Genomic DNA, 13,178 nt, shown 5'->3' on the forward strand with positions numbered 1-13,178 from the left:
TTACCTCCCGCTCACGTCCTGCCAGGCCCAGCGCAGTGTCCGCCGCGCCAGCACGGCCAGCGCGTGCCGGCGATAGGCGGCGCTGCCGCGCACGTCGTCGATGGGTCGCGCGGCGGCCGCGACCAGCTCGCCGAACTCCTTCGCCGTGTCGTCGGTCAGTGTGTTCGCCGCCGGCTCGTCCCACGGGAGCACCTCGGCGGCGAAGTCCTCGGCGGCTGCCGCCCGCAGCGGGACCGGGCCGGCCGAGCCGATTCCGGTGCCGACCGTGCGCCGGGTGGTGTCGAGCGCGAGGCCGAACGAGCAGACCGCGATCACCATGGCGTTGCGGGTGCCGACCTTCGCGAACTGCTGCGGGCCCGCGGCGACCGGCACCAGCACGGCGGTAACCAGTTCGTCGGCGGCGAGCGCGGACCGCTTGGGGCCGAGGAAGAACTCGCCGATCGGGACCGTGCGGGTGCCGCGGGTGGAGGCGACCTCGACGTCCGCGCCGGTGGCCAGCAGCGGCGGGTGCGCGTCGCCGGCCGGGGACGCCGAGCCCAGGTTGCCGCCGACACCGGCACGGTTGCGGATCTGCGGGGAACCGACCGTGCGCGCGGCCATAGCCAGGCCGGGCAGCACGTCGCCGAGCTCGTCGACGATCCGCGTGTACGGCACGGTGGCGCCGAGCCGGACGCGCCCGTTCTCCGCCCGCCAGGTCGCCAGCTCCGGCACCCGGCCCAGGTCGAGCAGGGCGGCCGGGCGGCGCTTGTCGAAGTTCAGCTCGACCATGACGTCGGTACCGCCGGCGATCGGCACCGCGTCCGGGTTCGCCGCCTTGAGTTCGAGGGCCTCCGCCAGCGAGGCCGGTCGCAGGAAGTCCATGCTCACCACCACGCCAGGCCCTCCTCTGGCGCGCCGTCGCGGAGCACGGTGCCCTCGATCAGCCCGTACGGGCGGTCCGCGGCGAAGAACACCTCGCCGGGGTTGTCCAGCCCGAACGGCTCCAGGTCGACGAGGAAGTGGTGTTTGTTCGGCAGCGCGAGCCGGACCTCGACGAGTTCGTCCCGGTGGCGCAGCACCCGCTCGCCCATGGCGTGCAGGGTCTGCTGCAGCGACCGCGAGTGCGTCTCGGCGAACGCCGCCAGCAGGTGCGCGCGGGCGTCGCGGAAGCTCTCCGCCCACGGCGAGTCCGTCGACTCGTGTCGCCAGTTCGCGGACACCGCGGTGGCGAGGATCCGGTCGGTGGTCTCGGCGAGGGTGGTGTACCGGTCGCGGTGGAAGCCGTGGAACTCCGAGCCGGTGGTGTTCAGCACGGTGAGGTCCTCGACACCGGAGACCACCCAGGCGGTGGTGCCGTCGTAGGTGGCGGTCGCCGTGCGGGTGCCGGCGGCGCGGGCGAACGAGTGGTGCGCCGGCTCGCCGTCGACGGTGATCCGCTCCCACCGGTACTGCTCGACGCGCACCCTGGCGCGGGTGATCGTGGGCGTGGTGTCGACGAAGTGGCGGGCGAGGCGCAGCCCGAACTCCTCCGGCTCGCCGACACCGTCGCGGGCGAAGGCGTAGACGGTGTTCTTCTGCGTGTCGGTGGGCAACACGCCGCTGTTGTCGCCGGTGAGGTGGGTGGCGTCCAGGTCACCGGCGAGCGTGGTGGTCACGTTCAGGTCGGTGATCGCGTGCCGGTCGCCCCGGTCCACCCGGACCAGGCGGGTCTCGGCCTTCCCGTACTGGTTGACTCCGAGCTTGATCATGTCAGCTCCCCCGGTACGTGGAGTAGCCGAAGGGACTGAGCAGCAGGGGGACGTGGTGGTGCTCGCCGGGGTCGGTGATCCGGAAGGCGACCACGACCTCCGGGTAGAAGGCGTCCGGGCCGTGGTAGTCGCCGGTGCCGAACACCAGGCGGTACACGCCGGGGGCCTCCACGCCCCAGCCGCCGAGTCGCCCGTCGGCGTCGGTGCAGCCGTCGGCGAGGGCCTGCCAGCCGCCCTCGGTGCGGGCCTCCAGCCGCACGGGCACGTCGGGTGCCGGGCGGCCGGCGGTGGTGTCGAGGATGTGGGTGGACAGACTCATGTGCCGAACGCCTTCCCCAGTCGCAGATCGACGATCTTGCCGAGTTCCGCGCGCACGACCTCGCGCTCGGTCTCCCGGTCGTTGCCGAGTCGCGCGCGCAGGCTGGTCAGCATCGTCTCCGCGGACAGCCCGGTGGCGTGGATCAGGAAGACGTGACCGAAACGTTCCTCGTAGACCCGGTTGCCGGCGGCGAGATCCTCCCTGGTCTCCGCACCGGCCTGTTCCTCCCGTGACCAGGCGGCCTCCCGGTCCTGACCGGCCGCGCGCTCCCCGATCCTCGGGTGCGCCGCGAGCGCCTCCTCGACGTCGGCCCAGGTCAGCCCGGCGAGCACCCGCGCGGAGACGGCACGCAGCCCGGCCAGGTCGGCGTAGGGCCGCCGGGCCAGCAGCTCACGCGCCCAGCGCCGGGACGCGCAGCAGGCGAGCAGCTCCCGCTCGGCCTCGGCCGGCTCGGCCCGGTTGAACGCTCGCAGGTGATCGGACATCCCTGGAACTGTACTTACCCGATGCCCGAACCGCTCGCGCCCTGCTGGACGCTCGATTCAGCCGCGGGCGAAGGTCACCTTGTGCAGCTGGCCGGGCAGGTCGTTGACCACGTACAGCTCGCCGTCGGCGTCCGCGCCGAACGCGGTGACCTGGCCGGGGAAGGCACCGACGGTTGCCGACTCGTAGTCGCCGTGCGGGCGTTCCCGGACCGCCCACGCGGTGGCCGAGCAGTAGTCGGTGACGACGTAGGTCCCCCAGGCGAGTGAGGCGTACTCGCTGCCCCGGTACACGTGCCCGCCGATCACCGAGCAGCCCTCCAGCGAGGTGTTGTACTCGAACACCGGGTCGGTGTAGTGGGCGTCGGGGTCGCAACGGGTCTCGTCGAACACCGTGGTGCCCTCGCGGCACGACCAGCCGAGGTTCGCCCCGCCCTGCCACGGCCGAAGGTGGTTGACCTCCTCGCGGGTGCCCTGCCCGACGTCGCCGATCCACAGCGAGCCGTCGTTGGCGTCGACGGAGAACCGCCACGCGTTGCGCACGCCGTAGGCCCAGATCTCCGGGCGCGCGCCGGGGGTGTGCACGAACGGGTTGGTCCACGGCACGCAGTACGGCAGCGTCCCGCACTCGCGGGAGACGTCGATCCGCACGATCTTGCCGAGCAGGGTGCCAAGGTCCTGGCCGGTGCCGAACGGGTCGCCCGCGCCGCCGCCGTCGCCGAGGGACCAGAACAGGGTGCCGTCGCGGCCGAAGGCGAGCGCGCCGCCGTTGTGGTTGCCGTACTCGGCGTGTGCCTGGGTGAGCAGGACCTCTTCGCGGTCCGGGTCGTCGAGCGGGATCCGGGAGAGGGTGAGGGTGCCCTCGTCGACGCTGGTGTAGGCGACGTAGACGACGTTCGAGCGGGCGAAGTCGGGGGCCGGGGCGATACCGAGCAGGCCGCGTTCGTTGTAGGCGAGGCTGTCGACCCGGTCGGTGATGTCGAGCACCGGCTCGGCGGCGAGGCCGGTGTCGGGGTGGTACGCGCGGACGATGCCGTCCTTCTCGGTGATCAGCAGCCGGCCATCGGGTACCCCGGCGATCGCGGTGGGCCGGCGGAGCCCGAAGGCCACCTGCTCGGTGCCGACGGTGAGCTCGGCCAGCGGCACGCTGCCCGGCGACCCGGGCGCGGTGGCGGCGGTGCCGGTGCCGGTTGCGGCGGTGCCGGTGGCGCCGGCAGCGGTCACGGTGGTGGCGGCTGGTTCGGCGTTCGGGCGCGCGGCCGTTGCTGGGGCGGCCGTTGCCGGGGCGGCCGGAAGCAGCACGGCGAGGGCCGCTGCGGTGGTGGCGACACGGGTCAGGACTCGCGACATCGCGGGGCTCCTCGGGGGGCAGGGTTCTGGGAGCGCTCCCAAACGTACACGCCCGCATGGCTGTCGCACCAGCCCCAATCCACGATCACGGCGGGAGTGTTGACAACTGCGTCACGACGTGACCACTATCGGTACTCGCGTCTGGGAGCGCTCCCAGACCGTGGTTCGTCACCGTCGTCAACCACGGAGAGGATCCGCCGTGCCCCGCCACCACCGGCGCGTGGCGTCGATCGTCGCGGCAGCCGCCGCCGCGCTCGTCACCGCCGCCCTGCTCGCTCCGACCGCCTCCGCGCAACCACCCGAACTGATCGACAACGGCACCTTCGACACCGCCGACACCGCCCCCTGGTGGTGGACCGCCAACGCCCCGGCCGCCGTCGTCGACGGCCAACTGTGCGCCGAGATCGAGGGCGGCACCGTCAACCCGTGGGACGCCATCGTCGGCCAGAACGACCTGCCGCTACAGGCAGGCGAGACCTACGAGCTGTCCTTCGACGCGTCCGCCTCCACCCCGGTGGGTGTGCTGGCCAAGGTGCAGCTGCAGGTCGAGCCGTGGACCGAACGGCTGTCCGAGCCGACCATCCTGGACACCGAGCCACAGCACTTCTCGTACACGTTCACCTCCGACGTGGACAGCGCCGCCGAGCAGCTGGCGTTCCAGGTCGGCGGATCGGCCGACCCGTGGACGTTCTGCCTGGACAACGTCTCGCTCACCGGAGGGGCTGAGCCACCCGTATACGAACCGGACACCGGCCCCCGGGTGCGGGTGAACCAGGTCGGCTACCTGCCGGACGGCCCGAAGAACGCCACCGTCGTCACCGAGGCCACCGAGCCGTTCGCGTGGTCGGTGGCCTCCGGTGACGGCACCGTCGTCGCCGAAGGCACCTCCACCCCGCGCGGTGTCGACCCCGCGTCCGGCCAGAACACCCACACGATCGACTTCTCCGCCGTCACCGCCGAGGGCACCGGCTACACGCTCACCGCGGACGGCGAGACCAGCTACCCGTTCACGATCGGCGACGTGTACGACCGCCTGCGCTCGGACTCGCTGCAGTTCTTCTACATCCAGCGCAGCGGCATCGCCATCGACGGCTCCCTGGTCGGCGCGGAGTACGCCCGCCCGGCCGGTCACCTCGGGGTCGCACCGAACCAGGGCGACATCGACGTGCCGTGCCAGCCCGGCGTGTGCGACTACCGGCTGGACGTGCGCGGCGGCTGGTACGACGCCGGCGACCACGGCAAGTACGTGGTCAACGGCGGCATCGCCACCTACCAGTTGCTCAGCACCTACGAGCGCGTCCTGACCGCGCCGACCGCCACCCCGGGCGCACTGGACGACGGCACGCTGCGGGTACCGGAGCGCGGCAACGGCGTGCCGGACATCCTCGACGAGGCGCGCTGGGAGCTGGAGTTCCTGCTGCGCATGCAGGTTCCGGCCGGCGAGCCGCTCGCGGGCATGGCCCACCACAAGATCCACGACGAGAACTGGACCGGTCTGCCGCTGGCGCCGGAGGACGACCCGGAGCTGCGCGAGCTGCACCCGCCGTCGACCGCGGCCACGCTGAACCTGGCCGCCACGGCCGCCCAGTGCGCCAGGCTGTTCGAGCCGTACGACCAGGACCTCGCCGCCACCTGCCTGGACGCGTCCCGCACCGCCTACGCGGCTGCCCAGGCCAACCCGGACCTGCTGGCCGACCCGAACGACGGCGTGGGCGGCGGCGCGTACAGCGACGCCGACGTCAGCGACGAGTTCTACTGGGCCGCCGCCGAGCTCTACCTGACCACCGGAGAGCGGTGCTTCCTGAACGACCTGCGCGCGTCGCCGCACCACACCGACGACGTGTTCGCCCCGACCGGGTTCAGCTGGCCGTCCACCGCCGCGCTCGCCCGGCTCGATCTCGCGACCGTCCCGAGTGGACTCCCGGCGGACGAGCTGGACCGGGTCCGGCAGTCGGTGGTCGACGGCGCCGACGCGTACCTCGCGACGCTGGCCGGCGAGGCGTACGGGCTGCCGATCCCGGGTGAGCCGGAGAGCTACTTCTGGGGCGGCAACGGCAACATCATCAACAACGCGGTGGTCCTGGCGACCGCGTTCGACCTCACCGGTGACACCCGCTACCGGGACGGCGCGCTGCAGTCGGTGGACTACATCTTCGGCCGCAACGCGCTGAACCACTCCTACGTCACCGACTGGGGCACGACGACGCCGCAGAACCAGCACAGCCGGATCTTCGGCGCCCAGCTCGACCCGAACTCGCCGAACCCGCCGTCCGGCTCGATCGCCGGCGGCGCGAACGCGAACCTGGAGGACCCGTTCGCCGCCGACCTGCTGGCCGGCTGCGCCCCGCAGTTCTGCTACGTGGACGACATCCAGTCGTACTCGACCAACGAGGTCGCCATCAACTGGAACTCCGCGCTGGCCTGGATCGCATCGTTCCTGGCCGACCAGGGCTGAGCCCGGTGGCCGGGGCCGGGGGGGGGGGCCCCCGCCCCGCCCCCGTCCACAAGCCCGCCCCGCGCGGGCGGCGATCTCGACGTGGAAGCCGGGTGGGAGGCCGACGTAGACGGTGGTGCGGGCGGGGTAGGGCTCGGCGAGGAAGTTGGCGTAGGCCTCGTTCAGCTCGGCGAAGTGCTCGGTGTCGGTGAGGTAGACCCGGACCATCACCACGTCGTCCCAGGTCGCCCCGCCGGCCGCGAGGATCGCCTCGACGTTGGTGAGGCACTGCACGGTCTGTTCGGCCACCGAGGCGCCGACGACGTCGCCGGTGGCGGGGTCCAACGCGACCTGGCCGGCGACCTGCAGGATGTTCCCCTTGCGGATCCCGTGACTCAACGGCACCGCCATGCGCCGGTCGTTCGGCAGGGCGATCACGTTCTTCGGCAACTCAGTTCTCCTTCGTGTTGGCCGGCCAGCCGCATTCGGCCGACGCCTGGTCCGCCGCGCCGAGCAGCGCGGGGACGAGTTCGAGCAGGCCGTCGAGGTCGAGCACGACCCGGGGCACCGACAAGGACAGCGCCGCGAGCACCTCACCACGCGGCCCGCGCACCGGCGCGGCGACGCAGTGGATGACGTCCTCGTGCTCGGCGTCGTCCACGGCGTACCCGCGTTCGGCCACTCGGGCCAGTTCGGCGAGGAACGCGTCCGGGCCGGTGATGGTGTTGGCCGTGAACCTCGGGTACCCGATGGTGGCCGCGACCCGGTGGCGCTCGCCGTCCGGCAGCGCGGCGAGCAGCACCTTCGCCACCGCGGTGCAGTGCAGCGGGGCGCGCCGGCCGATGCGGGAGTACATCCGCACGTTGTGCCTGGACTCGTACTTGTCCACGTAGATGACCTCACCGTCCTCGTAGGACGCGAGGTGCACGGTGTGCCCGGTGGCCGCGTTCAGCTCGCGGGCGGCGGGTTCGGCCGCGCGGCGCACGTCCCGCTCGTCCAGCGCCCGGTACGCGAGCTCGAACAGGGTCGTGCCGAGCCGGTAGTGGTGCCGGCCGGCGCGCTGCACGTACCGGCGTGCCTCCAGCGTGCGCAGCAGCCGCAGCACCGTGGACTTGTGCACCCCGGCCCGGTGCGCCAGCTGGTCGAGGGTCCGCTGCCCGCCGGCCAGCTCGTCCAGCAGGGTCAACGCCCGATCCACGCTCTGGCTCACCGGATGTGCGCCGCCGCCCAGCCGGTGTCGTCCGCCGCCAGCAGGGCGGCGACCAGGTCGCCCGGCAGCGGGGCGCAGACGTCGTCGCGGGTGAGCAGCACCGCGGCGGCCTGCAGGTGCCCGGCACGCAGCCGGTGCGCGGGTGGCGCGCCGGCGAGGGTGGCGGCGAGGTAGCCGGCGGCGAACGCGTCGCCCGCGCCGACCGGTTCCAGCACGTCGACTCGGAGCGCGGGCTGGAAGACCTCGGCCCGGTCGGCGCCGGTGGCCGGGTCGCGCTCGATCAGGGTCGCGCCGTGCTCGGCCTGCTTGACCACGAGCGTCGGCGGCTCCGGCAGGACCGCGCGGATGGCCGCCGGGTCGCCCGCGCCCCACACGGTCGCGGCCTCGTCCGCGCCGACCAGCACGATGTCGGCCGCGGCCGCCAGCTCGCGCAGGACCGAGGTGTCCCGGCCGGCCCAGAGCGCGGGCCGCCAGTTCAGGTCGAACGCCAGCAGGTACGTGCGCGGCGCGGCCACCAGCTCCCGCATGAGCGCCAGGCAGCTGTCCGACAACGCCGGCGTGATCCCGCTGGTGTGCACGACCCGCACGCCCTCGGTCGGCAGGCCGGCGAGCAGCGCGGGCCCCATGCCCGAGGCCGCCGAGCCGCGCCGGTAGTAGCGCACCGGGCTGCCCGAGGCGTCGCTCTCCTTGATGTAGAGCCCGGTCGGGCGGCTCGGGTCGACGCGCACGCCGGAGACGTCGACGCCGTGGCCGGACACGAAGTCGACCACCGCGCGGCCGAACGCGTCGTCGCCGACCGCGCTCACCCACGCCGAGGCGGCGCCGAGACCGGCCAGGTGACAGGCCACATTGGACTCCGCGCCGCCGACGGTCCTGGTCCACGCGCGTACTCGCTCGGGCGGGCCGTCCTCGGCCGGCACGAACAGCGCCATGGACTCGCCGAGACAGAGCACGTCCATGATTCGTCCCTTCCGGACTCGCGTTGACTGGCCGGGTAAGGGGATGCTACACAAGTTCATAGCGTACAGCGCAACAGTCGTTGCACACACCGCAATGGGAGCCGTATGGCCGGGCGCATCGACCGCAGGGCCGTCGCCGCGATCCGCGAGGAGCGCATCGACTGGCGGTTCAAGGGCATGCCGCCGTCGCTGACGGGCATGACCATCGCCGAGGCGCTGGCCGCCCGCCCCGACCTGTTCCGCGAGGGCTTCCTCCCGCCGGTCATGACGATCGACGCGGGCGCGCTCGAGCACAACCTGGCCACGATGGCCGCGTGGTGCGCCGGTCGCGGCCTCGCGCACGCCCCGCACGGCAAGACCACGATGGCCCCGCAGCTGTTCGCGCGCCAGTTCGACCACGGCGCCTGGGGGCTGACCTGCGCGACCGCGAGCCAGCTGCGGGTGTACCGGGCGTTCGGGGTGAGCCCGGTGATGCTCGCCAACGAGCTGGTGGACGAGACAGCGCTGGCCTGGGTCGCCGGCGAGCTGGCGCGCGACGAGACGTTCGAGTTCTCCTGCTGGGTCGACTCGGTCGCCGGCGTGGCGCGGATGACCGAGGCGCTGCGGGGGGTGTCGCGCCCGGTCGACGTGCTGGTGGAGCTGGGGTTCCCGGGGGGACGGACCGGCGCGCGCGGGCGGCCGGCCGCGGCCGGGGTCGCCGAGGCGGTGGCCGCGAGCCCGGCCCTGCGGCTGGTCGGGGTCGGCGGCTACGAGGGCGCGGTCACCCACGACACGCACCCCGAGGCGCTGGACGCCGTGCGCGCGTACCTGTCGGACCTGCGTGCGCTGACGGTGGAGCTGGCGGACCGCGGCCTCTTCGGCGCGGAGCGGGTGATCGTGACCGCGGGCGGCAGCGCGTACTACGACGTGGTGGCCGAGGTGCTGGGCGCGCCGTGGCCGGACGGTCTGTCGGTGCTGCCGGTGGTGCGCGGCGGCGCGTACCTGACGCACGACTCCGGCCTCTACGCGCGCCAGTCCCCGCTCGGCCGGCATCCCAGGCTCGACGACGCGCCTCCGCTGCGGCCGGCGCTGCGCGCGTGGGCGCAGGTGAACTCGGCGCCGGAGCCCGGGCTGGCGCTGCTCGCCGCCGGCAAGCGCGACCTGCCCTACGACATCGACCTGCCGACCCCGGAGGTGCTGCGTCGCGACGGGGCCACGGTGCCGCTGGACGCCGAGGTGTTCTCGGTCAACGACCAGCACGCGTTCGTCCGACACGACAAGCTCGAGGTCGGTGACTGGGTCGGCCTCGGCGTGTCCCATCCGTGCACGACGTTCGACAAGTGGGCGCTGATCCCGGTGGTCGACGGCGAGACCGTGGTGGACCTGGTGCGGACGTACTTCTGATGCCCGACCTGGTCTTCCGCGGCGCGTCCGTGGTCGACGGGACGGGCGCGCCGGCGTTCGCGTCGGACGTCCGGGTGCGGGACGGGCGGATCGCCGAGCTCGGCCACGGCCTGTCGGGAACCCGGGTGGTGGACGCGGGCGGGCTGGTGCTGGCGCCGGGGTTCATCGACATGCACGCCCACTCCGACCTGCGGCTGCTGGCCGAGCCGGAGCACCTGGCGAAGGTGGCGCAGGGCGTGACGTTGGAGGTGCTCGGCCAGGACGGCCTGTCCTACGCCCCGGTCGACGGGTCCACTCTGGACGGTCTGCGCGAGCAGCTCGCCGGCTGGAACGGCGACCCGCCCGGGTTCGACTGGAACTGGCGCTCGGTGGGCGAGTACCTGGACCGGTTGGACCGGGGCATCGCCTGCAACGCGGTGTACCTCGTCCCGCACGGCACGGTCCGGATGCTCGTGACCGGCTGGGCGGACCGGCCGGCGACCCCCGCGGAGGTGGACCGGATGCGGGAGCTGGTGGGTATCGGCTTGGCGGAGGGCGCGTTCGGCCTGTCGACCGGGCTGACCTACCCGCCCGGCACGTACGCGAGCACCGACGAACTGGTGGCACTGTGCGAGGTGGTGGGCGCCGCCGGCGGGTTCCACGGCACGCACACCCGGGGCTACGGCGCCGGCGCGCTCGCCGCGTACGCCGAGGTGGTCGAGGTGTCCCGCCGCTCGGGCTGTCCCCTGCACCTGGCGCACGCCACGATGAACTTCCCGGTCAACGCCGGCCGCGCCGGCGACCTGCTGGCACTGGTGGACGACGCCGTGGCCGCGGGCGTGGACGTCAGCCTGGACACCTACCCGTACCTGCCGGGCGCCACCTACCTCTCGGCGCTCCTGCCCAGCTGGGCGGCCGCCGGCGGCCCGGCCGCCACCCTGGCCCGACTGTCCACACCGGACCTCCGGGCCAGGATCCGCCACGAACTGGAGGAGACCGGCACCGACGGCAGCCACGGCGTCCCGGTCGACTGGTCGACGATCGAGGTCAGCGGCGTCCGCGACCCGGCGAACGCGCACCTGGTCGGGCACACCATCGCCGACTCGGCGCGCGGTGTCGCCCCCGCCGACCTGTACTTCGACCTGCTCGTCGCCGACCGGCTCGGTACGTCGTGCCTCATGCACGTCGGCGACGAGGCGAACGTGCGGGCGATCATGCGCCACCCCGCGCACACCGGCGGCAGCGACGGCCTGCTGGTCGGGGAGCGGCCCCATCCGCGCGGCTGGGGCACCTTCCCGAGGTACCTGGCCAGGTACGTCCGGGAGTTGGGCGTGCTGGGATTGGAGGAGTGCGTCGCCCACCTGACCGGCCGCCCCGCGCGCCGCCTGCGCCTGCGCGACCGCGGCCTGGTCCGCGCGGGCCACGCCGCCGACCTGGTCCTGTTCGACCCCGCGACGATCACCGACACCGCAACCTTCGCCGACCCTCGGCGAGCCCCGGCCGGCATCCCGTACGTCCTGGTCAACGGCACCTTCGTCATCGACGACCACCAGCGCACCGACGCTCTCCCCGGCCACACCATCCGGACCGTGTAACGGCGATACACGAATCGATCACATCGACTTTACTTTCGTTACCTTAACGTCGTTATGGTCACTGATGTAACGATCGATGGAGCAAGCATGTTCGGTACACGTCACGTCCGTCGCGCCGTCCCGGTCCTCGCGGTGCTTCTCGCGGTGCCGGCCACGGCGGTGGCCACCGGTGCGACCGAAGGCGCGCCGGGAGAGCGCGCCCGCTGGAGAACAGCGGCACCCATGGCCGTCGAAAGGCAGGAGCTGTACCCCGAAGTGGTCGACGGCCGGATCTACGTGGCGGGCGGGTTGCTCAACCCGAACACGGGCCTGTCCGCCCACTTCGAGGCGTACGACCCTAGGCGGGATCGCTGGAACCAGCTCGCCACGCTGCCCGAGGCCCGGCACCACATCACGCTCGCCGAGGAGGACGGCCTGATCTACGGGGTCGGCGGTTTCTCCGGCGGGTTCCCCAACTGGCGGGCCGAGTCCGACACCTTCGTCTACGACATCGCCGCCGACCGCTGGACCCGAGGCGCCGACCTCCCGGTCGCCCGCGCGGAAGGTGTCTCCGAGTCCGTCGACGGCCGGATCTTCTACCTCGGCGGCCGGATCCCCGCCCACCCGGACGCGCGGACCTTCAACGAGCACGTCGACACGACCCGCACCGACGTCCTCGATCCGGCCACCGGCACCTGGACGGCCGGCGCCGCGGCACCCACCGCGCGGAACAGCGCCGCCTCGGCGGTCATCGACGGCGAGATCTACGTCGTGGGGGGCCGGCAGTTCTCCCTCAACCCCGACGGCACCGCGCGCCAGGTCAACGTGCCCACGCTCGAGGTCTACGACCCGGCGACGGACACCTGGGAGACCCGCGCCCCCATGCCCGAGGCGCGTGGCGGTCTCGCCGCCACCACCTACCGGGGCAAGCTGTACGTGTTCGGCGGCGAGCAGTGGGTCCCCGAGCAGCGCGTGTTCGACGACGCCTGGGTGTACGACCCCCGCACGGACGAGTGGCGGAGCCTTCCGCCGCTGCCGACGCCGCGGCACGGACTCGGCGCGGCCACGGTCGGCGACCGGATCCACACCCTCGGCGGCTCGACCAGGACGGGCGGGAACTTCGCCACCGACCTCAACGAGGTTTTCCTTCCGCGCCGGGGACGGTAGGAAGTACCCCATGACACTTGTGACCTGCGACATGTCGATGTCGCTCGACGGCTACGTCACCGGCCCGAACGACAGCCGCGAGAACCCCTTCGGCGACGGCGCCGACACCCTGCACGACTGGCTGTTCGACGCCGCGACCGACGAGGACCGCGCCCTGCTCCAGGGCGGCCTGGAGGGCACCGGCGCCGTGGTGATGGGCCGGGTCTCGTTCGACAAGTGCGTCGAGATGTGGGGCGAGAACGGGCCGACGAACGGCGTCCCGTGCTACGTGGTCACCCATGAGGCGCCGACCGAGTCGCACCCGTCGGTCTACACGTTCGTCACCGACGGCGTGGCCAGCGCGATCAAGCAGGCCAAGGACACGGCCGGCACCAAGTCCGTCGGCCTGCACGGCGCGAGCGTGATGCAGCAGGGCCTTCCCCTCGGGCTGGTGGACGAGCTCTTCGTGCACGTGGTCCCGCTACTGCTCGGCGGCGGCACCCCGCTGTTCGGCTCGCTCGACTCCGCCGTCACGCTGGAGCGCGTCGACGCGGTGATCACCCCGGCCGCCACCCATCTGCGGTTCCGCGTCGTGAAGTGAGCGCGAAAAGCCGC

12 protein-coding genes and 1 pseudogene are annotated in these 13,178 nt (G+C 73.0%); 5 read left to right on the top strand and 8 right to left on the bottom strand.

What is annotated here, in order from left to right:
- From JT362_RS12035 to JT362_RS12055, 5 genes are read right to left on the bottom strand one after another with little or no spacing between them, the layout of a single operon-like run.
- Complete coding sequence (locus JT362_RS12035; protein ID WP_260191214.1) at positions 1-861, bottom strand: FAD binding domain-containing protein; 861 nt, start codon at positions 859-861, stop codon at positions 1-3.
- A gap of 2 nt (positions 862-863) precedes the next feature.
- Positions 864-1,727, bottom strand: coding sequence for a factor-independent urate hydroxylase (gene pucL, locus JT362_RS12040; RefSeq protein WP_260191215.1), 864 nt, complete (start codon positions 1,725-1,727; stop codon positions 864-866).
- A gap of 1 nt (position 1,728) precedes the next feature.
- On the bottom strand, positions 1,729-2,046 hold the full coding sequence (gene uraH, locus JT362_RS12045; RefSeq protein ID WP_260191216.1) for a hydroxyisourate hydrolase: 318 nt from the start codon (positions 2,044-2,046) through the stop codon (positions 1,729-1,731).
- A complete protein-coding gene (gene uraD, locus JT362_RS12050; RefSeq protein WP_260191217.1) occupies positions 2,043-2,531 on the bottom strand; it encodes a 2-oxo-4-hydroxy-4-carboxy-5-ureidoimidazoline decarboxylase in 489 nt (162 codons plus the stop codon). The genes uraH and uraD overlap by 4 nt, the downstream gene beginning before the upstream one ends.
- Positions 2,532-2,588: 57 nt before the next feature.
- Entirely contained in the window at positions 2,589-3,878 is a 1,290-nt protein-coding gene (locus tag JT362_RS12055) for a PQQ-dependent sugar dehydrogenase (protein WP_260191218.1), read from the bottom strand.
- Between the two features lie 199 nt (positions 3,879-4,077).
- On the opposite strand from JT362_RS12055, the gene JT362_RS12060 reads away from it, so the two are divergent.
- Positions 4,078-6,333, top strand: a complete 2,256-nt coding sequence (locus JT362_RS12060; RefSeq protein ID WP_311202692.1) for a glycoside hydrolase family 9 protein — start codon at positions 4,078-4,080, stop codon at positions 6,331-6,333.
- Between the two features lie 60 nt (positions 6,334-6,393).
- Here JT362_RS12060 and JT362_RS12065 read toward each other — a convergent pair.
- From JT362_RS12065 to JT362_RS12075, 3 genes and pseudogenes are all read right to left on the bottom strand, one after another.
- Positions 6,394-6,723 (bottom strand): annotated as a pseudogene (locus tag JT362_RS12065) (RidA family protein); the annotation flags it as partial.
- 40 nt (positions 6,724-6,763) lie between these two features.
- Positions 6,764-7,522, bottom strand: coding sequence for an IclR family transcriptional regulator (locus tag JT362_RS12070; protein WP_260191219.1), 759 nt, complete (start codon positions 7,520-7,522; stop codon positions 6,764-6,766).
- Positions 7,519-8,481 carry a sugar kinase gene (locus JT362_RS12075; protein ID WP_260191220.1) on the bottom strand — a complete coding sequence of 321 codons (963 nt, stop codon included), beginning with the start codon at positions 8,479-8,481 and terminating at the stop codon, positions 7,519-7,521. The genes JT362_RS12070 and JT362_RS12075 overlap by 4 nt, the downstream gene beginning before the upstream one ends.
- A 105-nt stretch (positions 8,482-8,586) precedes the next feature.
- Here JT362_RS12075 and JT362_RS12080 point away from each other — a divergent pair, with 105 nt between their 5' ends.
- The 4 genes from JT362_RS12080 to JT362_RS12095 all read left to right on the top strand — a co-directional run bounded on the left by JT362_RS12080 (position 8,587) and on the right by JT362_RS12095 (position 13,164).
- On the top strand, positions 8,587-9,864 hold the full coding sequence (locus JT362_RS12080; RefSeq protein ID WP_260191221.1) for an amino acid deaminase: 1,278 nt from the start codon (positions 8,587-8,589) through the stop codon (positions 9,862-9,864).
- Positions 9,864-11,438, top strand: coding sequence for an N-acyl-D-amino-acid deacylase family protein (locus JT362_RS12085; protein WP_260191222.1), 1,575 nt, complete (start codon positions 9,864-9,866; stop codon positions 11,436-11,438). The genes JT362_RS12080 and JT362_RS12085 overlap by 1 nt, the downstream gene beginning before the upstream one ends.
- 87 nt (positions 11,439-11,525) lie before the next feature.
- The gene (locus JT362_RS12090) at positions 11,526-12,584 is read left to right on the top strand and encodes a Kelch repeat-containing protein (RefSeq protein ID WP_260191223.1); all 1,059 of its coding nucleotides are present in this window, start codon (positions 11,526-11,528) and stop codon (positions 12,582-12,584) included.
- A 10-nt stretch (positions 12,585-12,594) separates the two neighbouring features.
- Positions 12,595-13,164, top strand: a complete 570-nt coding sequence (locus JT362_RS12095; RefSeq protein ID WP_260191224.1) for a dihydrofolate reductase family protein — start codon at positions 12,595-12,597, stop codon at positions 13,162-13,164.
- The last annotated feature ends 14 nt before the right edge of the window (positions 13,165-13,178 follow it).

It is taken from the genome of Actinophytocola gossypii, assembly GCF_025165815.1.
In the GTDB taxonomy this organism is placed as follows: Bacteria; Actinomycetota; Actinomycetes; order Mycobacteriales; family Pseudonocardiaceae; genus Actinophytocola; species Actinophytocola gossypii.